This window comes from Rhodococcus sp. Ni2, assembly GCF_021352185.1.
Classification (GTDB): Bacteria; Actinomycetota; Actinomycetes; order Mycobacteriales; family Mycobacteriaceae; genus Rhodococcus_F; species Rhodococcus_F qingshengii.
Genome location: NZ_WOXZ01000001.1, coordinates 2,196,306 through 2,220,479 on the forward strand (window position 1 = coordinate 2,196,306; position 24,174 = coordinate 2,220,479).

21 protein-coding genes are annotated in these 24,174 nt (G+C 63.9%); 15 read left to right on the forward strand and 6 right to left on the reverse strand.

All coding sequences use genetic code 11. From position 1 onward, the window contains the following. The first annotated feature begins 141 nt into the window (after positions 1-141). Both GN300_RS10740 and GN300_RS10745 read left to right on the forward strand, forming a co-directional pair. A complete protein-coding gene (locus GN300_RS10740; protein WP_063315350.1) occupies positions 142-1,311 on the forward strand; it encodes an MFS transporter in 1,170 nt (389 codons plus the stop codon). A gap of 4 nt (positions 1,312-1,315) precedes the next feature. After that, a complete protein-coding gene (locus tag GN300_RS10745; RefSeq protein ID WP_003942582.1) occupies positions 1,316-2,296 on the forward strand; it encodes a bile acid:sodium symporter family protein in 981 nt (326 codons plus the stop codon). Here the strand turns inward: GN300_RS10745 and GN300_RS10750 are convergent. From GN300_RS10750 to GN300_RS10760, 3 genes are read right to left on the reverse strand one after another with little or no spacing between them, the layout of a single operon-like run. Next, positions 2,289-2,507 carry a hypothetical protein gene (locus GN300_RS10750; protein WP_042924370.1) on the reverse strand — a complete coding sequence of 73 codons (219 nt, stop codon included), beginning with the start codon at positions 2,505-2,507 and terminating at the stop codon, positions 2,289-2,291. The two genes, GN300_RS10745 and GN300_RS10750, sit on opposite strands and share 8 nt — an antisense overlap. Before the next feature lie 55 nt (positions 2,508-2,562). Beyond that, a complete protein-coding gene (locus tag GN300_RS10755) occupies positions 2,563-3,168 on the reverse strand; it encodes a YqgE/AlgH family protein (RefSeq protein WP_003942572.1) in 606 nt (201 codons plus the stop codon). 53 nt (positions 3,169-3,221) lie between these two features. Next, a complete protein-coding gene (locus tag GN300_RS10760) occupies positions 3,222-3,917 on the reverse strand; it encodes a TetR/AcrR family transcriptional regulator (RefSeq protein ID WP_003942494.1) in 696 nt (231 codons plus the stop codon). Positions 3,918-4,051: 134 nt separating this feature from the next. Here GN300_RS10760 and GN300_RS10765 point away from each other — a divergent pair, with 134 nt between their 5' ends. The 4 genes from GN300_RS10765 to GN300_RS10780 are packed head-to-tail and all read left to right on the forward strand — an operon-like array spanning position 4,052 to position 8,623. Next, entirely contained in the window at positions 4,052-4,993 is a 942-nt protein-coding gene (locus GN300_RS10765; RefSeq protein ID WP_063315349.1) for an NAD-dependent epimerase/dehydratase family protein, read from the forward strand. Between the two features lie 54 nt (positions 4,994-5,047). Beyond that, positions 5,048-5,671: a TetR/AcrR family transcriptional regulator gene (locus GN300_RS10770; RefSeq protein ID WP_007729115.1), complete on the forward strand. Its 624-nt coding sequence runs from the start codon at positions 5,048-5,050 to the stop codon at positions 5,669-5,671. Further along, entirely contained in the window at positions 5,655-7,292 is a 1,638-nt protein-coding gene (locus tag GN300_RS10775) for an acyl-CoA dehydrogenase family protein (protein ID WP_063315348.1), read from the forward strand. The genes GN300_RS10770 and GN300_RS10775 overlap by 17 nt, the downstream gene beginning before the upstream one ends. 23 nt (positions 7,293-7,315) lie before the next feature. Then, on the forward strand, positions 7,316-8,623 hold the full coding sequence (locus GN300_RS10780; protein ID WP_063315347.1) for an MFS transporter: 1,308 nt from the start codon (positions 7,316-7,318) through the stop codon (positions 8,621-8,623). Here GN300_RS10780 and GN300_RS10785 read toward each other — a convergent pair. Further along, a complete protein-coding gene (locus tag GN300_RS10785) occupies positions 8,607-10,058 on the reverse strand; it encodes a CCA tRNA nucleotidyltransferase (protein WP_003942535.1) in 1,452 nt (483 codons plus the stop codon). The two genes, GN300_RS10780 and GN300_RS10785, sit on opposite strands and share 17 nt — an antisense overlap. Before the next feature lie 111 nt (positions 10,059-10,169). Between GN300_RS10785 and GN300_RS10790 the strand changes: the two genes are divergently transcribed. The 5 genes from GN300_RS10790 to GN300_RS10810 are packed head-to-tail and all read left to right on the forward strand — an operon-like array spanning position 10,170 to position 18,553. Further along, positions 10,170-10,742, forward strand: a complete 573-nt coding sequence (locus GN300_RS10790; protein ID WP_030537486.1) for an NUDIX hydrolase — start codon at positions 10,170-10,172, stop codon at positions 10,740-10,742. Then, the gene (locus GN300_RS10795; protein ID WP_007729124.1) at positions 10,739-13,093 is read left to right on the forward strand and encodes a DUF6049 family protein; all 2,355 of its coding nucleotides are present in this window, start codon (positions 10,739-10,741) and stop codon (positions 13,091-13,093) included. The genes GN300_RS10790 and GN300_RS10795 overlap by 4 nt, the downstream gene beginning before the upstream one ends. Further along, a complete protein-coding gene (locus GN300_RS10800; RefSeq protein WP_063315346.1) occupies positions 13,090-17,109 on the forward strand; it encodes a lipid II flippase MurJ in 4,020 nt (1,339 codons plus the stop codon). The genes GN300_RS10795 and GN300_RS10800 overlap by 4 nt, the downstream gene beginning before the upstream one ends. Positions 17,110-17,156: 47 nt before the next feature. Continuing rightward, positions 17,157-17,783, forward strand: coding sequence for an RNA polymerase sigma factor SigM (sigM, locus tag GN300_RS10805; protein ID WP_075835073.1), 627 nt, complete (start codon positions 17,157-17,159; stop codon positions 17,781-17,783). Between the two features lie 53 nt (positions 17,784-17,836). After that, the gene (locus GN300_RS10810; RefSeq protein ID WP_063315345.1) at positions 17,837-18,553 is read left to right on the forward strand and encodes a hypothetical protein; all 717 of its coding nucleotides are present in this window, start codon (positions 17,837-17,839) and stop codon (positions 18,551-18,553) included. A 9-nt stretch (positions 18,554-18,562) separates the two neighbouring features. Here GN300_RS10810 and GN300_RS10815 read toward each other — a convergent pair whose 3' ends face one another. Next, on the reverse strand, positions 18,563-19,129 hold the full coding sequence (locus tag GN300_RS10815) for a helix-turn-helix domain-containing protein (protein WP_003942539.1): 567 nt from the start codon (positions 19,127-19,129) through the stop codon (positions 18,563-18,565). A 98-nt stretch (positions 19,130-19,227) separates the two neighbouring features. On the opposite strand from GN300_RS10815, the gene nox reads away from it, so the two are divergent. The 4 genes from nox (at position 19,228) to GN300_RS10835 (ending at position 23,259) form a co-directional block, all read left to right on the forward strand. Continuing rightward, on the forward strand, positions 19,228-20,439 hold the full coding sequence (gene nox / locus GN300_RS10820; RefSeq protein WP_007729131.1) for a 4,4'-dithiodibutanoate disulfide reductase: 1,212 nt from the start codon (positions 19,228-19,230) through the stop codon (positions 20,437-20,439). A 131-nt stretch (positions 20,440-20,570) separates the two neighbouring features. Beyond that, complete coding sequence (trxB, locus tag GN300_RS10825; RefSeq protein WP_063315344.1) at positions 20,571-21,578, forward strand: thioredoxin-disulfide reductase; 1,008 nt, start codon at positions 20,571-20,573, stop codon at positions 21,576-21,578. A 38-nt stretch (positions 21,579-21,616) separates the two neighbouring features. Further along, on the forward strand, positions 21,617-21,940 hold the full coding sequence (gene trxA, locus GN300_RS10830; protein ID WP_003942530.1) for a thioredoxin: 324 nt from the start codon (positions 21,617-21,619) through the stop codon (positions 21,938-21,940). A 128-nt stretch (positions 21,941-22,068) separates the two neighbouring features. Next, positions 22,069-23,259 carry an N-acetylmuramoyl-L-alanine amidase gene (locus GN300_RS10835; protein WP_063315343.1) on the forward strand — a complete coding sequence of 397 codons (1,191 nt, stop codon included), beginning with the start codon at positions 22,069-22,071 and terminating at the stop codon, positions 23,257-23,259. A 20-nt stretch (positions 23,260-23,279) separates the two neighbouring features. On the opposite strand, the gene GN300_RS10840 is transcribed toward GN300_RS10835, so the two are convergent. Beyond that, positions 23,280-23,963: a hypothetical protein gene (locus tag GN300_RS10840; RefSeq protein ID WP_003942495.1), complete on the reverse strand. Its 684-nt coding sequence runs from the start codon at positions 23,961-23,963 to the stop codon at positions 23,280-23,282. Positions 23,964-24,174: the final 211 nt, after the last annotated feature.

A 24,174-nucleotide genomic window follows, 5' to 3' on the forward strand; every position in this document is an offset into this window, starting at 1 on the left:
GCGGCGATCATTCCACTCACTTACGATACGTAGGACGACCCATGTATTTTCGCACTCTGTCTTCAGGAGGGGCTTCCCACGTCCGCCACAGCTGTCGCCACCGAAGAACGCACACGCCGCACCAATCGACACTTCTACGGCGTGGGCTACGTCCTCACCGTGATCCTCTTGGGCGCGAACATGCCCACCTCCGTCTACGGGCTCTACCGGACCGAGTTCGGATTCACGCCCACCATCCAGACGCTGATCTACGGCGTCTACGTCGCCGGCCTCGTTCCGGCATTGCTGTTCTTCGGACCGCTGTCCGACGCCCTCGGCCGACGCACCGTGCTCCTTACTGCACTCGCTCTGAGCGTCGTCGGCACGCTCGTTCTGGCATTTGCCGACGCGACGGTGTGGTTGTTCGTCGGCCGGATTGCCCAGGGAATCGCGGTGGGCGCGGCCAGTGCGGCGGGCAGCGCCGCATTGGTGGAGCAGGAACCGAAGTTCGATCACCGACGAGCAGCGCTCGTATCGACGGTGACGGGCGCGTTGGGCGGTGCGCTCGGACCACTCGTGTCCGGTGCAATCGCCCAGTACCTTCCGCAACCGCTGCGGTTGCCGTATCTGATCTTCCTCGTCGCGTTCATCCCGGCACTGATCGTGTTGCTGCTACTTCCGCGGATCGGGGACGTCACACGCCCGAAGCGGTTCTTCCAAATGCCACATGTTCCCGCCACTGTTCGCGAGACTTTCTGGCTCAGCTCGCTCGCCGTCGCGCTGTCGTGGGGCGCGGTCGGGCTCTTCCAGTCGGTGGTCCCGTCGTGGATGACCAGCCTGCTGAACATCGACAACCTTCTACTCGGCGGCGGGGCGGCCGCACTGGTGATGATCTGCTCGGTGGTCGCGCAACTCGGCGGAAGCCGCATGGACCCGCGCACGTCCGTCACCGCCGGCCTGGGAATCCTCGCTCTGGGAATGATCGGCCTCCTCGTGGTCGACCTCGTCCCGAGCCTGGCACTGCTTGGCGTCATCACCGTCGTGGTCGGCGCCGGGCACGGTCTGGCGTTTGCCGGCGGCATGAAGCGCGTCAACGCCGCCGCCCGGACCCACGCCCGCGAGAGCCACGGCGGAGTTCTGGCCGCGTTCTTCACCGTCAGCTACGCGGGACTGGCGATCCCGTCGATCATCGCGGGTATCGCCATCACCCTCCAGGGAATGCAGACGGCCATCATCGAGCTGTCGATCATCGGGACGCTGCTGTGCCTGGCGGTGATGGGCTTCAACCTTCGTGGGGCTCGAGAGCCCGCTGAAGCTCGCCGTTATCCTTAGCCAGGTGAAGTTTCTCAGTAGGTTCTACATCGACGGGTTCATCCTCGGCATCATCATCGCCGGCGTGCTCGGAAGTGTGTTCCCGGTATCGGGTACCGCGGAGAGCATTCTGAACTGGGCCACCAAGATCGCCATCGGCTTCTTGTTCCTGCTCTACGGCGCACGGCTCTCGCCGCAGGAAGCCTGGAAGGGCGTCAAGCACTGGCGACTGCACACCGTCGTCCTCGCCGCGACGTTCGTGCTGTTCCCACTGATCGGCCTAGCACTGCGATTCCTGTCACCGACGCTGATCAGCGACGAGCTCTACACCGGCATCCTCTACATGTGCCTGGTTCCGTCGACGGTTCAGTCTTCGATCGCGTTCACCTCGATCGCCAAGGGGAACGTCGCGGGCGCGATCGTCAGTGCGTCGTTCTCCAACCTGATCGGCGTCTTCGTCACACCGCTGCTGGTGGTTCTGCTGATGAACACCACCGGCCAGGCGACGGTCGACTTCTCGTCGATCCTCGACATCGTCGTACAGTTGCTGATCCCGTTCATCGTCGGTCAGCTGATCCGCCCGCTGGTGATCGGATGGCTGCAGAAGTACGCCGAACCCACCAAGTACGTCGATCGCGGATCGATCCTCCTCGTTGTCTTCGCCGCCTTCAGCGAAAGCATGAAAGAGGGGATCTGGAGCACCATCACGATCTGGCAGATCGTGATCCTCACAATCGTGTGCTGCCTGATTCTCGCGCTGGTTCTCGGCGTGACCACTCTCGCGGGGCGCAAGCTCGGGTTCGATCTTCCCGATCAGATCGTCATCATCTTCTGCGGGTCGAAGAAGTCCTTGGCAACGGGCCTACCGATGGCGGCTGTACTGTTCGCGGGCCAGCCCGTCGGCCTGATCGTGTTGCCGCTGATGATCTTCCATCAGATCCAACTGATCGTGTGTGCTGCGATGGCGCAACGCTTCGCGAATCGGGATCCGGTCAGCGTCAGCTAGCGAGCAACTCGCCTCGGGTCGCGTCGACGCAGCCGCAACCGCCCTGCAGTTCAGCACAATCGATGGACAGCGCATGGCGGACCGATGCCAGGTCGAGGCAGTTCGCGCCGGTGCATTCGAGTGATCCGTCGGCATGCCGTAGCAAAGAATCGTGGCAGTGATCGACATCCGAAACACAATCCGCGCACTGGATCTGACGCTCAGCGATCATTGCTGCCACCTCTCTCGAAAACGATGACACAGGAATATCATCGACCTCCGACAAGTCAGTTTCGTTCCACCTCGATGGGGTGGCTGGCCAGCATCGCCACGGGTAGCGGCTGGCGTCGTAGCACCCGTGCCCAGACATCGACTCGGGGCGGCGTCAGCACATCCGACGGCAGCGAGCTGATCACCATCCAGTCTTCACGCTCGAGCTCCGAATCCAGCTGGCCCAGAGTCCAACCCGAGTACCCGGCAAAAATGCGGATCCCTTCGACCAAAGGAGCAATGACCTCCGGGTCCGAGTCCAGATCCACCATGACTACCTTGCCGTCCACCCGCCGCAGGCCGGCGACGCCGTCGATCCGCGCACCGTTGCGAGCGATGCCCAGGCAAAGCGCCGAGTCACGCTTGACTGGTCCACCGATGTACAGGGCCGAAGGATGCGCGGTCAGCGGTGACCACTGCGGCAACACGTTCTGCACGGCCGTCTCACTCGGCCGATTGACGACGACGCCCAGGCTCCCGGCGTCGTTGTGCTCGATCATGTAGATGACGGTGCGGCGAAATGCGGGTTCCGTGAGATCGGTCGACGACACCAACAAACTGCCCGGACGAACCTCCGGTTCTATCCAGGCCATTCGATCCTCGGGTTCTTCTGCGTGCGCCACAAGGACATCATCTCACCGACAACTGCGTGCGGAGGAACGAGACACAAGCGTGTTCAGGTCAGACCCGCCACATCGGCAAGTAGTGCCAAATGCCGCTCGAAAATCTCGCTCGCGTCGGTGAACGTATCGCTTCCGTACTGCCCGAACACCTCGAAGTTCACCGAACCGAACAGCGATACCCAGACGAGAGTTGCGCGCACCGCGGCATCCGGCGGCAGGTCGGTACCCAGTTCATTCCGCACTCCCTCGAGGTCCGCTGCCAACGTGTCACTCAGGCCCGGACCCTCTCGCACCGTCAGTGAACCCGCGCGATGGGCGGCGTCGATGATCCCGATCAGCCGGGTCACGACGAGGGTGCCGGGGCCGGTGGTCTGCTCGCCCGGAGCGTCGTAGCCGGGGACGGGGCTGCCGAACAACAGACCGTAGCGGGCCGGCTCCCGGATCGCCCAGCTCCGAACGGCGCGCCCGAGAGCAATGAACTGTCCGCGAAAATCTTCTGCTGCAACCGCATTCACGGCGGCGTCCACTTCCGCGCCCAGTTCCGTGTACCCGTCGACCACCAGCAAGGTCAGCAGTTCGTCCCGACTGGCGACATAGCGGTATACCGCTGAGGACACGACTCCCAGGTCACGCGCGACGGCACGCAGGGACAAAGCGGCAGCGCCGACGGCAGCAAGATGCTCGCGTCCGATACGGGTGATGTCCTGCAGCGTCTGTTCGCGCGCCCGCTCACGGGGAGTTCCAACCATGAGTCCATCTTGCCCCATTCCCGAGAGCAGCATCAACAAAAGAGAGCACTGCTCTTGACAGCGCTCGGGTGCAGGTGCATTCTTGAAAACGAGAGCAGTGCTCTCAGTTCACTCGAAACAAGAAGGAGCACACCATGTCGAACCTCGAAATCGTCACCGGAGCAGGACCCGTCGGATCCGCCGTCGCACTACAGCTCGCCGAGCAGGGAATCAACGTCCGGCTCCTGACCAGGTCCGGCAGCGGGCCCGAGCACCCGCTGATCGACCGCCGACGCGTCGACGTCTCGGATGCCGAGGCCCTGCGCTCGGTCAGCGAGGGCGCCACGGCCATCTACCACTGCATCCACGCTGCTTACAACGCAGCCGATTGGGAGCGGGAACTCCCGGCGGCCGAGGAGGTTGTGCTCGACGCGGCCGCATCCATCGGTGCCGTCGTGGTCTTCCCCGAAAGCCTCTACGCCTACAACTCCAACACCCTGATGACCGAATCCGATCCACGCAACGCCACCGGTGGCAAGCGCGGAGTGCGCACCGCGCTGCTGCGTGCTCGCGAGGCCTCTGCAACACCCACCGTCAGCGTCGTGGCCTCGGACTTCTTCGGTCCCCGCGTCCGCACTGCCCACGCCGGCGAGCGCATGGTTCCGAAAGTCATGGCAGGTAAGAAGATTCGTGTCATCGGTTCCGCAGATCAGCCGCACTCCTTCACCTACATCCCCGATCTCGCAGCAGCGATGATCGCGGCGGCACACAACCCCGAACTTTGGAACTCCGTCCTCCACGCACCCACCGGCCCCGCGCTCACTCAGCGCAAGATCGCCGAGGCCTTCGCCCGCGCCGCCGGGGCATCCCCCGCCAAGGTGGGTGTACTCCCCGCCTGGGTGCTCGACGCCGTCGGCAAGATCAACACCGACAGCCGCGAACTCGCTGAGATGAACTACCAGTTCACCAAGCCGTTCGTCATGGACTCGAGCGCCAGCGAAGTGCTGCTCGGACTCTCGCCGACGCCGCTCGATCAGGCCGCCGAAGCGACCGTCGCGTGGTGGCGCGAGGAACAGGCTCGCGCCGCTGCTGCCTGAACCTGCAGGTGGGGGCTCTTGACGCAAGAACGGAACGGGTGTTCACTTCTTCACATGGCCTATCGCCGCACTCCGGCAGTACAGGAAAGATTGGACGCCCAACGCGCCCGACTGCTCGAGGCCGCCACGACGGCAGTGGCAACTCACGGCTATGCGGGATGTTCCATCGCCGCGGTGGCCAAGAACGCCGGCGTCGGCACCGGGACGCTGTATCGACATTTCGACGGCAAGGGCGAATTGTTCGCCGAAGTGTTCCAATCAGTCTGCAGCCGTGAGGTATCCGCAGCTCGGGACGCCGGAGACAGCGCCCGACATCTGGAAGGCAACCACCGCTCCGCTGTATCAGCGTCGGTTCGGACCTTCGCCGAACGTGCCATGCGCGCACCGGTTCTCGCCTATGCACTGCTGGTGGAACCGGTAGATCCTCTCGTCGACGAACAGCGGTTGATGTTTCGCGAATCGTTCCGCGATTGCCTGGCCACCGCAATTCGTTCGGCAGTCGACACCGGTGAGATACCGCCACAGGACGCCACTCTGACGGCAGCGTGCATCGTCGGGGCAATCGGCGAGGCCCTGATCCTTCCACTGCGCGGAGGCACCACCGATCCCGCTGCGATCGACGCCATTCTCGCCTTCACCCTTCGATCGTTAGGGAGCTTCGATGACACCCACGCATGAAGTCACCAATCAGGTTCCGCCCCTGATCGATTACGACGCAGCCGAATACGCGCCGATCCTCGAGGCACTCCACCGTGAAGGCGCATCGGATGCACTCGAAGAGGTTCATCGCGTCGGGATCCGCGCCGGCAGTGCTCAGGCCCAGGAGTGGGGCGATCTGGCCGAGGAGCACCCACCTGTTCTGAGAACCCACGACCGCTACGGCAACCGCATCGACGAGGTCCGTTACGACCCCGCCTATCACCAACTCATGAGCACCGCAGTGGAATTGGGACTGCACGGCGCTCCGTGGGTTGACCCGAATCGACACGCACACCTCGTCCGCGCCGCGAAGATGGCCGTGTGGGGTCAAACCGATGCCGGCCACGGCTGTCCCATCTCCATGACGTACGCCGTGATCCCCGCGCTGCGGCACAACGCGGATCTGGCCGCGCAGTACGAACCCCTCCTGACCACGCGGCACTACGATTCAGCGCTGAAAGCTCCCCTCACCAAACCCGGATTGATCGCCGGTATGTCGATGACGGAAAAACAGGGCGGTTCGGATGTTCGTGCCGGAACCACAAGGGCAGTGCCACAATCCGACGGCAGCTACCTGCTGACGGGCCACAAGTGGTTCACCTCCGCGCCGATGTCGGACGTGTTCCTCGTCCTCGCCCAGGCACCGGGTGGTCTGTCGTGCTTCTTCCTGCCTCGGGTCCTGCCGGACGGCTCGCTCAACAACATGTTCCTGCAGCGTCTGAAGGACAAGTTGGGCAATCATTCCAACGCGAGTAGTGAGGTCGAGTACCGCGACGCTCTCGCATGGATGGTCGGCGAGGAAGGCCGGGGCGTGCGCACCATCATCGAGATGGTCAACATGACCCGGTTGGACTGCACGATCGGCACGGCCACCGGCATGCGCGTCGGCAACATGCAGGCAGTTCACCACGCGAATCATCGAAGTGCTTTCGGCGCCAACCTGATCGACCAACCCTTGATGCGAAACGTTCTGGCAGATCTGGCGGTGGAATCGGAAGCGTCGACCACCGTCGCGATGTGGCTGGCCGCTCTGACCGACCGCGCAACCGCAGGCGATGCCCACGCCAGCGCACTACGACGCATTTCGTTGGCCGTGAGTAAGTACTTCGTCTGCAAGCGCGGACCGATCCACGCTGCCGAGGCACTCGAGTGTCTGGGCGGAAACGGATACGTGGAGGAATCCCGGATGCCGCGCCTCTATCGCGAGGCTCCGCTGCTTTCGGTGTGGGAGGGTTCCGGCAACGTCGCGGCGCTCGACACACTGCGGGCGATGGCCAAGCAACCCGAAACACTGCAGGTGTTCTTCGACGAGCTGAAACGAGCCAGTGGAGTGGACGGCCACTTCGATCAGGCCGTGCGGGATCTCCAGGTGGCATTCGGCGATTTCGACGACATCGAATACCGGGCACGAAAGATCGTCGGCGACATGGCGCTCGCTCTGCAGGCCTCGCTGTTGCTCCGCTACGGGCACCCCGCGGTGGCCGACGCGTTCTGCGCGAGTCGGCTCGGAAACAGCTGGGGGAGTGTGTTCGGAACGCTGCCGAGGGGCGTCGACGTCGCGCCGATCCTCGAGCGGGCCACCGTCAAGATCGGCGCCTGACCCACCCACTACAGTTTCCGCTTATGAACCGAGCCTCGAACCGCCGCGAGGCCTGGCAGCGCGTACTGCACACCCTGCGTGAATCACCCGGCCTCGGAAGGCTGGCGCTCGTCCGCTTTTCCAGCCAGTTCGGCGACGGAATGTTCCAGGCCGCGCTCGGCGGCGCAATCCTCTTCAACCCGGAACGCGAAACCGATCCGGTGGCGATAGCGGCCGGCTTTGCCGTACTGCTCCTTCCTTATTCGGTGATCGGCCCCTTTGCCGGCGCTCTGCTGGATCGTTGGGACCGCCGCCTGGTGCTCCTGTGGGCGAGCGTGCTCCGCGGGCTCTTCATCCTGACCACCGCGGTGCTGCTGGTCGCCGGCGGCGGTGACACTCTGTTGTTGACGTGTGCGCTTGCTGCGATCGGGGTCAGCCGCTTTGTCGGGGCAGGCGTATCCGCAGCCCTGCCGAAGGTCGTCCGACAATCGTGGCTGGTGGCAACCAATTCCGTTCTCACAACGGCTGGTTCGGTGGTAGCCGCTCTTGGTGCTTCGGCAGCGGTGGCGATCATCGGCATGATCGGCGCGGGGGATCGAGCGTCAGGCGCCGCCGTGGCCATCGCAGCACTGGGATCGGTGATCGCGGCCCTCGCCGCGGCCAGGTTCACGGCCCGCTCACTTGGTCCGGTCGCCGACGAAGTGGTCCGCGCCAGTGCCGTCCGTTCGGTGACGGCCGGACTGCGCACCGGGGCAACCGCTGTCTGGGAGGCGCCCGGCGTCACCACGGCGATGATCGGAATCGGAGCGCACCGCATCTGCTTCGGCATCAACACCCTCATCATGGTGCTGGTCCTACGCGACACCTCGAACGGCTCCCAATTACCTGGAGGGATGGCCGGATTCGGCGTCGCCGTCGGCGCCACGGCAATCGGAATGCTGATCGCGGCATTGATCACACCGTTCCTCATCCCGCGGATCGGTCGCTCACGGATGATCACCTACGCCCTGGTGTGCGCGGTTCTCGTCCAGCTCGTCTTCGTGACCACGCTGACTCAGGGGTCGCTGCTGATCGCCGCTTTCCTGCTCGGCATCGCCGGCCAGTCCGTGAAACTCAGCGGCGACGCGGCCATGCAGATCGACATCGACGACGACCGTCGTGGTCAGGTATTCGCCTTGCAGGACACCGTGTTCAACGTCGCGTTCATCGGTGCGATCGCGGCAGCGTCGACGGTGATCGCACCCGACGGCAAGAGCGTCGGCCTGGCCGTTGCCGGTGCGGGTGTCTATGCCGCCGGATTGTCAGCGGTGCTGATCAACCGCAAGAAACGAGAAACTAGCCCTGCTGGGTAGCCCACCACTTCAGCAGTTCGGCCTCGGCCTCGTCACGCTCGAGCGGGCCGCGATCCAGACGTAGTTCCTTGAGGAACGTCCATGCCTTGCCCACCTGCGGGCCGGCCGGGATGTTGAGCAGCTCCATGATGGCGTTGCCGTCGAGGTCCGGACGCACCCGAGCAAGGTCTTCCTGCTCGGCGATGCGCGCGATCCGCTCTTCGATGTCGTCGTACGTGGCCTGCAGCTGCGCGGCGCGACGCTTGTTGCGTGTGGTGCAGTCGGCCCGTACGAGCTTGTGCAAGCGGGGGAGCAGCTCGCCCGCGTCGGTGACGTACCGCCGCACCGCCGAGTCGGTCCACTGTCCCTTGCCGTAGCCGTGAAAACGCAAGTGCAGGAACACGAGCTGTGAGACGTCGTCGACCATCTGCTTCGAGAACTTCAGTGCCCGCATGCGCTTGCGCACCAGCTTGGCGCCGACCACCTCGTGGTGGTGGAAGCTGACCCCACCGCCAGGCTCGTTACGCTTGGTATCCGGCTTTCCGATGTCGTGAAGCAGTGCTGCCCAACGCAATACGAGGTCCGGATCGCCTTCTTCGAGATCGATCGCCTGCTGGAGCACCGTGAGGGAGTGCTGGTAGACGTCCTTGTGCTGGTGATGCTCGTCGATCTCGAGCTTCATCTGCGGAACCTCGGGCAGCACGTATGCAGCCAGTCCGGAGTCGACCATCATGTTGATGCCGTCCACCGGGTACATGCCCAGCATCAGTTTGTTCAGCTCCACCTGCACACGCTCGGCGGTGATTCGCTCGATCTGCGACGCCATCTCCTTGATGGCCTCGAAAACACGATTGTTCAACGTGAAACCAAGCTGCGAGACGAACCGGGCTGCACGCAGCATCCGCAGCGGATCGTCGTTGAACGAGTTTTCCGGCGCCGACGGCGTATCTAGCTCTCCGGCCAACAGGGCGTCCATGCCGTTCAGCGGATCGACAAACGTGTAGGAACCGTCCGCGCCGATCTTCATCGCCATCGCGTTGACGGTGAAATCGCGGCGCACCAGATCGTCGGCCAACGTCGTGCCGTACTCGACTATCGGATTACGAGAGACGCGATCGTAAGCGTCGGCCCGGAAGGTCGTGATCTCGATCTCCTGGCCGTGCTTGATGGCGCTGATGGTCCCGAACTCGATGCCCGTGTCCCACTGCTTGTCCACCCAGCCCTTGAGCAGAGCCTGAACCTTCTCCGGCCTGGCGTCCGTCGTGAAGTCCAGATCGCCACTGAAGCGGCCGAGGATCGCGTCCCGAACACTGCCACCCACCAGGAACAGCTCGTGACCGGCCGCAGCAAAACGCTCACCGAGCGGGTTCAACACGTCGGACAACGTGCCGAGCGTTGCAGTGGCGTCGGCAAGCAGTCGTAGGCGGCGATCAGCGTCGGAGGTAGGGACAGTCACGTGAAAGGAGCTTACTTAAGGTGCGCAAATAGCAGAACGCGCATACGAACGCGATAGACCGCTTTGCGCGGGTTACCGGGCAACGCTGCAACGCCAACTAGTATCGATGAGGTGTCTGGTGCCGAACGAACAAACAGGAGTCGCCGCAACCCGCGGCGTCGACCTGCCGTCGGCAACCCCGATAAACCTTTGATGCGAACCGTCCGTGAAACTTCTGCGGGCGGCTTGGTCGTCGACGGCTGGGGAGGACCCCCGGAACGCCTCTGCGCTGCACTGATCGGCCGAACCGACCGCCGCGGACGCCTGCTCTGGTCGCTACCGAAGGGCCATATCGAACAAGGTGAGACCGCTGAGCAGACCGCGATGCGTGAGGTCGAAGAAGAAACCGGTATCCAGGGAACCGTCCTGGCACCGCTGGGCAGCATCGACTACTGGTTCGTGACCGAAGGTCGACGCGTCCACAAGACCGTGCACCACTATCTCCTCCGCTTTCTCGGCGGTGAACTCTCCGACGAGGACATCGAGGTCACCGAAGTCGCTTGGGTGCCGCTGACGGAATTGCACTCGCGCCTCGCATACGCCGACGAGCGCAAACTCGCAGAACTCGCGTCCCAGATGATCGCCGAGATGCCGCGAACGGAAATACGGCAAGAACAGCGCCCGAAGGAACCGGACGCCGGATGAGAATGGCACTGCGGCGGGCCGGTGTGGCCGCTCTGGTGATGGCCGCTGTCGGTTTCGGGCCTGCAACTACGGCCGTCGCATGGGCAGCGCCGTCCAGTCAGCCCAGTGAGCGCGCCCCGGCGCGAAACACCAACGATGCCAAATTTCTGCAGCTGACCATCGACTCCACCGCACCGACCACGGTGACGACCACCAGCGACCGCAACGTCGTGGTCAAGGGGACGGTGAAGAACGTCGGTGACCGTCCCGTCGAGGACGTCGGAGTGAGGCTGCAACGCGCTCCCGCGATCGACTCCAGTTCGGACGTGCGCGCAGCACTCGACTTCGACCAGGCCGTTTTCGACACGGTCGGCGAATTCGACACCGTTGCCACCACCCTCGACACCGGCCAGTCCAAGCAGTTCACGCTCACCTTGCCGTTGCGGAGCACTACCGGGTTGTCTCTCGACATCACCGAACCGGGCGTCTACCCGATGCTCGTCAACGTGAACGGCACCCCGGAGTACGGCGGTGCCGCCCGACTCGACGACGCACGCTTCTTGCTCCCCGTCCTCGGTGTGCCGGCCGCGGCCGAATCGAACGCCACAGCCGGAACCCCCAGTTCGTCCGCCACGGCCGTCGTTCCCCCCGACACGTCCGCCCCGATCGGCGTCACGCTCATGTGGCCGCTGGCCGACGCGCCACGACTCGTCGGCGGAATCCCCGGCGCGGTCAACGAGCCCGTACGCCTGATCGACGACGAACTCGCCACCGAACTTTCCGACGGCGGGCGCCTGGACGCGTTGGTCGATGCGGTGGAGAACGCCACCAAGCCCGAGAGCGACACCGATCGCCGCGTCACGGATGCGCTCTGTCTGGCAATCGACCCCGACCTTCTGATCACCGTCGAGAACATGACTCGCGGATACCTCGTGGCCGACAACTCGTCAGATCCCACCGGACCGTCGCACGAAGGCCGCGGCAGCGACGCCGCCAACCAGTGGCTCGGCCGGGTGAAGACCCTCGCGTCCTCGATGTGCACGACGGCGGTTCCGTTCGCCCAGGCCGATCTCGCCGCGGTCACCTCGGTGGCCAATCCGGAGTTGACGGCTACCGCGCTCACACGGCCGGCGGACATCGTCGACAACATCCTCGGCGTGACCTCACTGCGAGATTTCGTCTGGCCGGATTCGGGTGTCCTCGACTCGGCCACCGCAGAGGTGCTGAGCGTGAATCCCACCACAGCGATGGTGGCTGACACTTCCGTCGACTCGGCAGCTCCGCAGCTGTCGTCGCGGATAACCGGCTCACTCGACGCGCTTGCCTTCGACACCTCGGCGGCAGCGGCGCTGGCCGCCACCGGCTCGGAGCCGCAGGTCCCGTCGTACATCCCCGACGACACCGCGCCGACCATCGACATCGAATCGCGCAGCGCCCGGCGTCAGGACGCGCTGGGGGCGATGGCCTGGGCCGCGCTGACGCCGACGTCGCTGCCGCGCAATCAGATCTTCGCGCCGCCGCAACTGTGGACCGCCGACAGCAACGACGCCACGGCGGTGCTCTCGATGCTCGCGACCCTCATCCGGTCCGGGCTCGCCTCACCTCAGGCCCTGCCGGCACTGCTCGGCAGGCAACCGGGCGCGACGGACGCCGCCACTCTCGACTACCCGGACCGGGCTACCCAGGACGGTCCGCAAACGTCCGTCGTCGAGACCGCAACCACCCAACTTCCGCGTATCGACGGGCTCGAAGCTTCGCTCGTGGACGATCCGGCGGCTTCGCTCACCCCCCGGGGATTCACGGCGCCGCTCCGCGAAGATCTACTCCGTTCGATGACCTTGGCCGATCGCCGCAACGTCGACTCCGCGTCGGTCAATCGGGCGGAGCGGGCCGCGACCATCCGCGCCGACAACGTCACCGAAGCCGTCGACGGGATGTACCGGGCCGTCAGTGTGGTGTCTCCGGGCGGCGTCTACACCCTCGCGTCGGGGCAGAGTCCGCTCCTGCTGGTGGCGCGCAACGAGCTGCCCATCGCCATCAACGTCGACCTGCGTGTGGAAGCCCCACCCGAGATGCAGATCAGTGACATCGGTCCCAAACAGCTTCCGCCGCGAGGTAGCCGACAGTTGACTGTGCCCGCGGAAATGAACGATTCTCGCAAGCTGGAAGTCAACTTCTCGCTGACCACGACAGATGGCCGCCAATTGGGTACGCCGACCAGCGTGACCGTACGGTCGAATGCGTACGGTCGTCCCCTGGCCGCCGTGACGGCGACAGCGGGAGGGTTGCTGCTGTTCCTGGCAGGGCGACGGCTGTGGCATCGATTCAAGGGTCAGCCGGACCCAGCAGATGAAGGGTACGAACGCTCATGACCGGGAATCCACCCGAGGAGGGTCGCCGCTCGGCGATCACCCGCAAGAGTGCCACGACCCGCTCGCATCCTCGGATGCCACCGTGGGAGCGCGGTTACCCGATCCAGCCGGTCAACCCGGACGCACGTTTCGACGACGCACCCACCATGACCATCCCGGTGATCCGCGACTACCCCCGGTACCGCGAAGCCGAGATGGAGTTTGCCGACCGGGCGACGACCACGTCGGACGAGTTCGACACCGACGCCCATGTCCAGGTCGGGGAACGCAAGGAGACGAACTCTCGACTCCTCGCGGCAACGGGTTCCATCGCGATCGCGACGCTGACGAGCCGCATCACGGGATTCGCCAAGCAGTTGATGATCCTGATGGTCCTCGGCCCCGCCATCGCCAGCTCGTTCACCGTCGCCAGCCAGATTCCGAACATGATCGCGGAACTGGTTCTGGGCGCCGTGCTGACCGCCATCGTCGTCCCCGTGCTGGTTCGCGCCGAGCGGGAGGACGCCGATCACGGCGAAGCGTTTGTCCGACGCCTCTTCACGGCGTCGCTCGTTCTACTCGGCATGGCCGCGCTGCTCGCGACCCTGGCAGCACCCGTACTCACCAAATACGTCTTCCTGTCCGAAGACGGCAAGGTCAGCACCGACCTGACCACGTCGCTGTCTTATCTGCTTCTGCCGGCGATCCTGTTCTACGGGCTGTCGGCGCTGTTCACAGCGTTTCTGAACACCAGACAGATCTTCAAGCCCGGAGCCTGGGCTCCCGTACTCAACAATGTCGTCGTCCTCGTGGTGCTCGTGGTCTATCGCCTGACTCCGGGTGAGATCTCGCTTGATCCGGTCTCGATGGGCGATGCAAAGCTGCTCACCCTCGGCATCGGCATCACCATCGGCGTCATCGTGCAGGCAGCCAGCCTGATCCCCGCGCTTCGCCGCGAGAAGATCTCGCTCAAACCGCTGTGGGGTCTCGACGACCGCCTGCGCCAGTTCGGCGGCATGGCGGTCGCCATCGTCTTGTACGTCCTGATCAGCCAGATGGGCATGATCTTCGCGACCAAGATCTCCTCCCACGCCGACGAAGCCGGCCCTGCCATCTACAGCCAGGCCTGGTTGCTCCTGCAACTCCCGTACGGCGTGCTCGGAGTGACGGTTCTGACCGCGATCATGCCGCGCCTGAGCCGCAACGCTGCTGCCGACGACACCCCGGCCGTCGTGGACGATCTGTCGGTCGCAACGCGTCTGACCATGATCACGCTGGTTCCGATCATCATGTTCCTGACCTTCATGGGCCCGCAGGTCGGTGAAGCGCTCTACGGTTACGGCCGCTTCGGACCCGAACAGGCCGAACGACTCGGCACCGCTGTGAGCTGGTCGGCATTCACGTTGATTCCGTACGCACTGGTCCTGATCCAACTTCGAGTGTTCTACGCCCGCGAACAAGCCTGGACGCCGACGTGGATCGTTCTCGGCATCACTGCAGTGAAAATCGCTTTCTCGGCGCTCGCTCCGGTCTTCGCATCCAACAGCGATCAGGTCGTGATCCTGCTCGGTGCGGCCAACGGTCTCGGATACATCACCGGCGCCGTCATCGGCGGGTACCTCCTGCACCGCAGCCTCGGAAACCTGCAGATGGCCAACGTGGGCAAGACAGTCTGGTCCGTCGTACTCGCCTCGCTGGCCGGTTCGCTGACCATGCTCGCGGTCGACCGCGTCCTCGGATTCGATCAACTCACCGAGCGTTTCGGCGGACCTGGCTCGATGGTTCGCGTCGCCGTCGGCGGCATCCTGATGCTCGCGATCACCTTCACGATTCTCTACTTCAAGAAGGTTCCGGAAGTCCTGTCGGTAACGGTTGCGGTCTCCCGCAAGATTCGTTCACTGACAGGTCGCGCCGAACCGGACACACGTAACAACACCGACGACGACGTCACCGAGCTGATTCCTGCAATCAGAACGGAATCAAACGAGCAAGAACGACCGGGTGCGCTCCCGTACCCTGGTCGTGGGCGTACAGGATCGCAACCCGCGCGTATTCGGGGACGGGCTATCGATGGAGAAGGAGCGAGGGTGAGCGACGACAACGTTTCCGGCAACAAGAGTGCCGGGACTTCTGCCGTGAAAGCGTCCGAACAGAAGTCAACGGCATCGTCGGGCACACCTGCATCCACGAGTTCCTCCGCATCTTCCGGCCAGAAGCCACAGCAGGGTCAGAAGCCACAGCAGCCCGCACAGCGACCGCAGCAGGGCCAAAGCCCGCAGGGTCAGAAGCCGCAGCCGCCGGTGCAGAAGGCCGCTCCGCCGGTACCTCCGGTCAGTGTGTCCAAGACACCTTCGGCGCCCGTGTCGAAGATACCTTCAGCACCTGTCTCGAAGACACCCGCGCCGAAGACGCCTGCTCCGGACAAGAAGGCACCCGAATCTCAGAAGACGGCTGCCGCTCAGACACCGCCCACTGCACCTCGCACACCTGCCGCCGGATCCGCATCACGACCGGCCCAGCGACCGATGCCCCGTGGACCGAAGCTCATCCCGGGCGCATCTGTCGCCGGCGGACGCTACCGTCTGCTCGCGCCGCACGGCGGAACCCGCGGACTGCAGTTCTGGGAAGCTCTCGACGTCAAGCTCGACCGTGAAGTAGCCCTGACGTTCGTCGACGCCGATCAGCGCGGTGACGACGACAGCCAGTCCGGACCGCAGGCAGTTCTCTCACGCACTCTGCGCCTGGGACGAATCAACTCGCCCGGTCTGGCTCGCGTCCTCGACGTCGTCCGCGGAAGCTCGGGCGGCATCGTCGTCGCCGAATGGACTCCCGGCCGTTCGCTGCGTGAGATGGCCGAGACGACGCCGTCACCGATCGGTGCAGCCCGCGCCATCCGTGCCCTGGCGGCGGCTGCCGAAGCTGCTCACCGCACCGGCGGTGCGCTGTCCATCGATCACCCGGACCGCGTTCGCATCAGCATCAACGGTGACGCCGTACTGGCGTTCCCGGCGACGCTTGCCGACGCCGATTCCACCAGCGACGTCCGCGGTCTCGGCGCCATGCTGTACTCGCTCATCACGGCGCGCTGGCCGCTGGCCGAACCGTCCGCCGGTCCCGTCGGTGGTTTGCTTCCCGCCGGCCGCGGCGCCGACGGGAACATCGTCGAGCCTCGGGTCGTCCGTCCGGAGGTTCCGTTCGACATCTCGGCCGTTGCGGTTCGAGCGTTGCAGTCGGAGAGTGGAATCCGCACTGCTGCCACCGTGCAGCACATCCTCGATCAGGCGTCCGTCGTCAACGACAAGACGGAAATGATTCCGGCACTTCGTCTCGGCCACCGCGAACAGGGTGCGTCGGGTCATGCACTGAACGACCCCGAAGCCATCGAGGCCGAGAAGAAGAAGTCGACGCGGATGCTCGCGGCACTGACGGCGCTCGGTGTCTTCACCGTGATCGTCCTGATTCTCCTTGTGGTGTGGGTAGCGAGCTTCCTCTCGGGTGGCAGTAACGACACCCCGCTCAGCGAGCAGAGTTTCGGATTGACCACCGAAGCCACTGCGCCCGAGAACAATTCACCGGCGCCCGCACCGGCGGCAGCAACCGTTCCGGTAGCTTCCTCGGCCGTAACGGTGTTCTCACCCCAGGGAACGCCGGATCAGCCGGCAACAGCGAAGAACGCCATCGACGGCAATCCGGCCACTGCGTGGTCGTCGGACTCGTACTTCCAGCCGTTCCCGTCGCTGAAGAACGGTGTCGGCCTGATGGTGACGCTTGCCGATGCCGCCAACCTGAAGAATGTTGCGATCACGTCTGATTCGCCGGGAACCGTCGTTGAAATCCGTTCTGCCCCTTCTGCGAATACTTCGCTGGATCAGACCAAGGAAATCGGATCGGGTGTCCTGAAGAACGGTGTGACCGACATTCCAGTCACTTCGGACGGCTCGGGTCAGTATGTCCTGGTTTGGATTACGCAGCTCAGCACCGAATCCGGACAAAACCAGACATCCATCTCGGAGATTGCATTCACTGCGGCAAAGTGATCGCCCTTGGCCCTTCTGAAACCTACCGACTGGGCTAATATCCGCCCGTGCACAGTTATCGGGGGGGCACCGGGGGCGGAGCCGGAAATTTCGAATCCAGAAGTCTCGAGAACAAGAATCTCGAGGCGACGGATTTCGAATTGTTGACCGCTCATGTCGCGGGCGATCGACACGCGTTCCGTGAACTACTGCTCCGGCATCAGGATCATCTGTGGCACGTTGCCCGGCGAACGAGCTACTCGGACGAGGATGCGGCAGATGCTCTCCAGGAGGGTCTGCTGTCCGCGCATCGCAAGGCGGCGAAGTTCCGCGGCGACGCGGCGGTGCGTAGTTGGCTCCACACCATCGTGGTCAATGCCTGCCTCGACCGGATCCGACGCAACAAATCACGGGCGGCGTTCTCTCTGTCTTCGGAGAACGCGGAGGAACCCCGCGATCACCGCGACTATGCGGCGACAGTGGACATGAGCCTGACCGTCGAACAGGCACTGGCATCGCTGCCGCCTGAGCAGCGTGCTGCCGTCGTCGCCGTCGATGTCGAGGGGTATCCGGTAGCCGAGGCCGCCGAGAGGTTGGGAGTACCCGTAGGGACCGTGAAGAGTCGCTGCGCCCGCGCGCGCAAGCGTCTCGCCGCCCAGTTGGAGGACTTTCGCGAAGGCGGGAACCATTCGTGAACCGGCCGCGTCCTATCTTGTAAGGGTCCGCATCGACTGCCGAGGGAGGGTTCATGACAGATCCGTCTGTTCGCGTTCCGTCGCCTCCGTTTTCAGAAGACCTACTCGCAGATCTTCACGCCGGGGTTCTCGATTCCGAAACCAGTGCGGCTCTGTGGCCGGTGGTACACGCAGATCCTGACGCCCATGCATTTGTCACCGCCCTTGACGGCGTCACGGCATCACTCGCGACACTGAACTCGAGCAAGGCCACTCACGAACGGATTCCGAATTCGCTTGCCGAGCGAATCAATTCGGCACTGGATCTACAGTCAGAACAGCTGGAGCCGCCAGCTGAGGCAGCTGTCGTGCCGTTCCGGCGGCGCCCACAAGCGTGGGTTCTCGGTGCCGCAGCAGCCGTGTTGGTAGCCTTCGTGATCGTTGTTGTCGGAACCCGAGATTCCGAACCTGCCGAAAGTGTTGTTGCTCAACCGAGCACACCGGCGACGTCTGCTGTCAACGATCCGGATTCGGCGTCTCTGCTCTCACTCGTCGGATCCAAAAACCTTGGACCACTGGATGATCCATCCAAACTTGCCGGATGCCTACGCGCCAACGGCATCGACGAGCGCCGGCCTTTGCTCGGTTCCGGCGAGATTCGCATCGACGGGGCGCCGGCGATAGTCCTACTCTTCACGGGATCGCAGCCGCGTCAGATCACTGCACTGACTGTCGGCATCAACTGCAGCGACGGGAATCCGAATACGTTGTCGGTCAAGAACATCGGCTGACGTCGACGGTCAGCGCGGCGATGCCGCCGGGAGTAAGAGCTCGAGGATTCTTTCGCGTAGCGCATCTGTATCGTCCTCGACCGCTATCAGACTCGAAAACATCGCTGCCCCGGCCGCCAATACCAGCACGGCCTTGGCATCGAGCAGTGCCGATTCAGGATCTTCGGCGTTCTGAAGGAACAGTTGCGTACTCGGTCCACTGAACCCGCGCCACAATTCGTTGCGCAGGTCGTCGTGGTCGCGCAGGGCCGCCAGCAATCCTGGCGACGCGGCGCGAACCTCGGGACGGGAGAAGAGCTGAGCACTTCCCTCCACCACCCAACGGATCCAGCCGTCGCGATCGGTGCCCTCGAACGGTGTCAGGTCCGGTGTCGCCCCCAGGATCGACCCGAGAACAAGATGTGCCTTCGACGGCCATCGCCGCGACATCGAGGCTCGGCTGACCCCTGCCCGTGCCGCGATCGCCCGGAGACTGAGTTGATCCCAACCGACCTCGAGGAGCATCGCTCGGGTGACCTCGAGGACTGTGTCGTCGATGCGTGGGTCTCGTGGGCGACCTGATCCTGTGGCATTCATCGTGTCGAATTGTCGGACAGATTGGGAGTAGGCGCTATATCGTCGTAGTTACGAGTCCACTGGCATCGTAAAGATCAGGCCGCCGCAGGAAGTTGAAAATGACCACAGCGCCCACACCGTCGATATTCGAACCCGCACGTCTCGGCCCTCTGACCTTGCGCAACCGCATCGTCAAAGCTGCAACGTTCGAGGGCGTCATGCCCCGGGGAGCGGTCTCGGACGATCTGATCAACTTCCACGCCGAGGTGGCCCGCGGCGGGGCCGCGATGACCACTGTCGCCTACTGCGCCGTCTCACCAGGTGGACGAGTCCACCGCGACACCCTTGTCATGGACGAGCGCGCGCTGCCGGGACTACGCAGACTGACCGACGCCGTCCACGCCGAAGGCGCACTTGCTGCGGCGCAGATCGGCCACGCGGGACTGGTCGCCAACACGCTCTCCAACAAGACGAAGACTCTGGCGCCGTCGACCCGGCTGAGTCCGCCCGCGATGGGCCTCGTCAAGGGCGCGACACTCGCCGAACTCGACGGTGTCGTCTCCGACTTCGAACGGACCGCTCGCGTCGCCGTGGACGCAGGATTCGACGCCATCGAGGTCCATCTCGGCCACAACTACCTCCTCAGTTCGTTCATGAGCCCCAATCTGAACAAGCGCCACGATCGATACGGTGGCAGCGTCGCCAAGCGCGCCGAGTATCCGCGTCGAGTCGTCGAAGCGGTGCGACGCGCCGCTGGATCCAGCGTGGCGGTCACCGCGAAATTCAACATGTCCGATGGGGTGCCGAAAGGTCTGTGGCTCGACCAGAGCCTGCCGATCGCCCAGATCCTCGAAGCCGACGGCCACCTCGACGCGATGCAATTGACCGGTGGCAGTTCACTTCTCAACGGAATGTACTTCTTCCGCGGCGAGGTCCCACTAGCTGAGTTTGTCGCCTCCCAACCCAAACTCGTCGGGTACGGGCTGAAGTTCTACGGTCCCAAACTCTTTCCGACGTACCCGTTCGAGGAGGGCTTCTTCCTGCCCTTCGCCCGTCAGTTCCGACAGGCGCTGAGGATGCCACTGATCCTGCTCGGCGGCATCAACCGCGTCGACACCATCGAGCACGCACTGGATGAAGGATTCGAATTCGTCGCCATGGCGCGTGCGCTCCTCAGGGACCCACAACTGGTCAACAAATTCCAAGCCGAGAGCGTCGACGAGGGGTTGTGTATCCACTGCAACAAGTGCATGCCCACCATCTACACCGGCACGCGCTGTGTGGTTCGGGACGCGCTTGTGGTTCGGGAGGCACCGCGCCCCGCCCCGTGAGTCCCGCGCTGTGAGCTGCCGGCTGTGAGCCACTTTCCAGCGGAGTGCGGGAACAACACCCCTTATCCTGGTGTTGATCGGTACGGCTCTCCAAGAAGCGGAGGGTCTGCACTCACTATTGGAAGGCTCGCATGACCACCCAGCTGGAAAACACGCCCGCGGTCCATGACGTCATCATTGTCGGTTCCGGACCGGCCGGATACACCGCTGGTGTCTACACCGCGCGCGCTGAGCTCCAGCCCCTGCTGTTCGAGGGAACCCAGTTCGGTGGCGCCCTCATGACCACCACCGAGGTCGAGAACTTCCCCGGATTCCGCGAAGGAATCATGGGCCCCGACCTGATGGAACAGATGCGTGAGCAGGCACTTCGCTTCGATACCGACATCCGCACCGAGGACGTCGAAGAGATCGATCTCAGCGGCCCGATCAAGACGGTCGTCGCGAACGGCGAAACGTACGCCGCGCACGCGATCATCCTCGCCATGGGCGCGGCAGCCCGTTACCTCGGCATTCCCGGTGAAGAACGCCTCCTCGGCCGCGGCGTCAGCGCCTGCGCCACCTGCGACGGCTTCTTCTTCCGTGACCAGGACATCGTCGTGGTCGGCGGCGGCGACTCCGCGATGGAAGAGGCAACCTTCCTGACCCGCTTCGCTCGCTCGGTCACCCTGGTGCACCGCCGCGAGGAATTCCGCGCCTCACGGATCATGCTCGAGCGCGCCAAGGCCAACGAGAAGATCCGCTTCCTGACCAACGCGGAGCCCGTCGAGGTCCTCGGCGAGAACAGCGTCACCGGGCTCGTCGTTCGTGACACCGTCACGGGTGAGACCTCCACACTCGAGATCACCGGCATGTTCGTCGCCATCGGCCACGACCCGCGCAGTGAGCTCGTCAAGAGCCAGGTCGATCTCGACGACGCCGGATACGTGCGCGTCGCTCCCGGTTCCACCGCGACCTCCGTCGACGGCGTCTTCGCTGCCGGTGACCTGGTCGATCACACGTACCGCCAGGCGATCACCGCTGCCGGCACCGGATGCTCCGCAGCAATCGACGCCGAACGCTGGCTGGCCGATCGTGGCGACATCACCGCCAACACGCTCGACGCTGCCGGCCATACGGTCGACGTCGTCGGCGCTCCCTGATTCATCAAGCTGTCGTACCCAACCCTCGAGGAGTAACAGTGTCGAATACCGTCACCATCACCGACGATTCCTTCAAGCAGGACGTCCTGGGCAGCGACAAGCCCGTTCTGGTCGATTTCTGGGCAACCTGGTGCGGCCCGTGCAAGATGGTCGCCCCGGTCCTCGAGGAGATCGCCGGTGAGAACAGCGAGAAGCTGACCGTCGCGAAGCTCGACATCGACGCCAACCCGGCGGCCGCCCGCGATTTCCAGGTCATGTCGATCCCGACGATGATCCTGTTCAAGGACGGCAAGCCGATCAAGACGATCGTCGGCGCCAAGGGCAAGGCCGCACTGCTCAAGGACCTCGCAGACGTTCTCTGACGGCTGGATGAGCATCGTGGATTCTCGCAATCCACAGAATTTCTGAGATAATCGATCGATGTGCCTGATCGGGTCTACGACCAGGCACATCGATCGAATTCGTTAACCGATCCGAGAGGCTTTCACGCATGCACAGACTCCGACACGGCGATCACGGCCCGGCCGTCGCCGAGATTCGGGGCACATTGACGAAGCTGGGATACCTCCATCACGGAACTTCCGGTATTCGACGTGAAAGCGCCGACGGTGCCCACTGGGTTGCACCCGACGCCATCTTCGATCATCAACTCGACAGCGCCGTTCGCGCCTTCCAGCAGCAGCGTGGGCTCCTTGTCGACGGCATCGTGGGCCCGGCCACCTATCGGTCACTTCGCGAGGCCTCGTACCGCCTGGGCGCCCGTACGTTGATTTACCAGCTTTCTGCGCCGCTGTACGGCGACGACGTCGCAGCTCTGCAGGCCAAACTGCAGGACCTCGGCTTCTACGCAGGTCGGATCGACGGTTTCTTCGGCCCGCAGACCCACGAATCTCTCTCGTCTTTCCAGCGTGAAATCGGGATCGCCGCCGACGGTATCTGCGGACCGCAGACACTGCGTTCGCTGGAACTGCTGGGAACTCGCGTCACCGGCGGATCGCCGCACGCGATCAGCGAAGAGGAGCTGGTGAGGCGCAAGGGCCCACAGCTGGGCGGCAAGCGCATCGTCATCGATCCAGGCCTCGGTGGTCCGTCCACCGGCACCATCGTCAACGGCATCTCCGAAGCCGACATCCTGTGGGATCTGGCTATGCGCCTCGAGGGGCGGATGGCAGCAACCGGGATGGAAACCTTCCTCTCCCGCCCGCACAACGCCGATCCGAGCGAGGCCGAGCGCGCGCTGACGTCCAACGCATTCGACGCCGATCTGATGATCTCCCTGCGCTGCGACAGCAACTCGAGCCCGTCGGCGAACGGCGTCGCGAGCTTCCACTTCGGAAATTCGCACGGTTCGGTCTCGATGATCGGGCAGGTGTTGACCGGTTTCGTTCAGCGCGAGATCGTTGCGCGAACTCCGTTGCGGGACTGCAGAACTCACGGTCGAACGTGGGAGTTGTTGCGCCTGACCAACATGCCGACGGTGCAGATCGATCTCGGCTACCTGTCCAACGCGTCCGACGTTGCGGTACTGACGAATCCGCGGATGCGTGACACCATCGCCGAAGCCATTTTGATCTCGGTCAAGCGGCTGTATCTGTTGGGCCAAGATGATCAGCCGACCGGTACCTTCACCTTCGCCGAGCTTCTCGCAGAAGAGCTTTCGGTAGCCGACCGCATTTCGTAGGTCCTGCGGTCGGCACCTGCTCACACTCTGGCGAGTTCGCTGATCTCCACCATCTCGAGAGCTGCGGCCTTCAGTAGACGGTCGAGGGCTTCTTCGACGTCGACTTTCCATTCGTGATCTCGATTGAGTTCGAGACGAAGGCGCGGATAACGATGGTGCGGTGCCACGACCTCGAAACCGTAGTCCTCGAGGAACTCGGCACTGATCATGCATTCTGCGGGTGAACATTCCAGAGCTGCCGTTGCACTGGCCACGTCGGAAGCTGGCCCCAAGTCGCCGCTACGGATACCGAATGCCTCGAGCGCACGAACTCCTCGTCGGACCAGATCTGTCACGACAGCGGCCAGCAGGCTCGGCCCTAGTTCTTCCTCTATGCCCGAGGGCTCGAGGCGAAGGCTTGTCAGAAGCACTGCGTCCGAGCTGACCGGGCTGGTGGGAAACAGTTGCGCGCGCGGGATCATGCGGGGAGGGGCGTACAACGCACTGCCGAGCGGCTTTCCGTCGCGGACGGCGACCTGTCCGCACGAACCCCACTCGAGCATGACCATCGACAGCCAGGCTTCCTTCTCGAATTCCTGATCACAGAATCCTCGGGCGTCGTGAAGCGCGCCCGGGTCCATCTCCCAGAACACGCATCGGCGCGCATGGGCGGAAAGCTGATCGAGGCTGTCGAGTGTGAGAGAGGTGATGACGTGAGTCGACACTGACTAACTCACTCTCCGTAGGTCCCCGAAGCGGTTTTGATGCTCGCCCGCTGCTTTTCTCTTCTCCAGGATAGGCCAGCTACGACAAGTCGGCAGTGGCACGAGAGTTGATCGCCCTAATATATTGCTGTTCAACATCTTTCGTCCCGGTTCAAGATTTCGAGAAGCTCGGACCACCTAGATTTGTCACAGTGACGAAAATAGGTGGTGT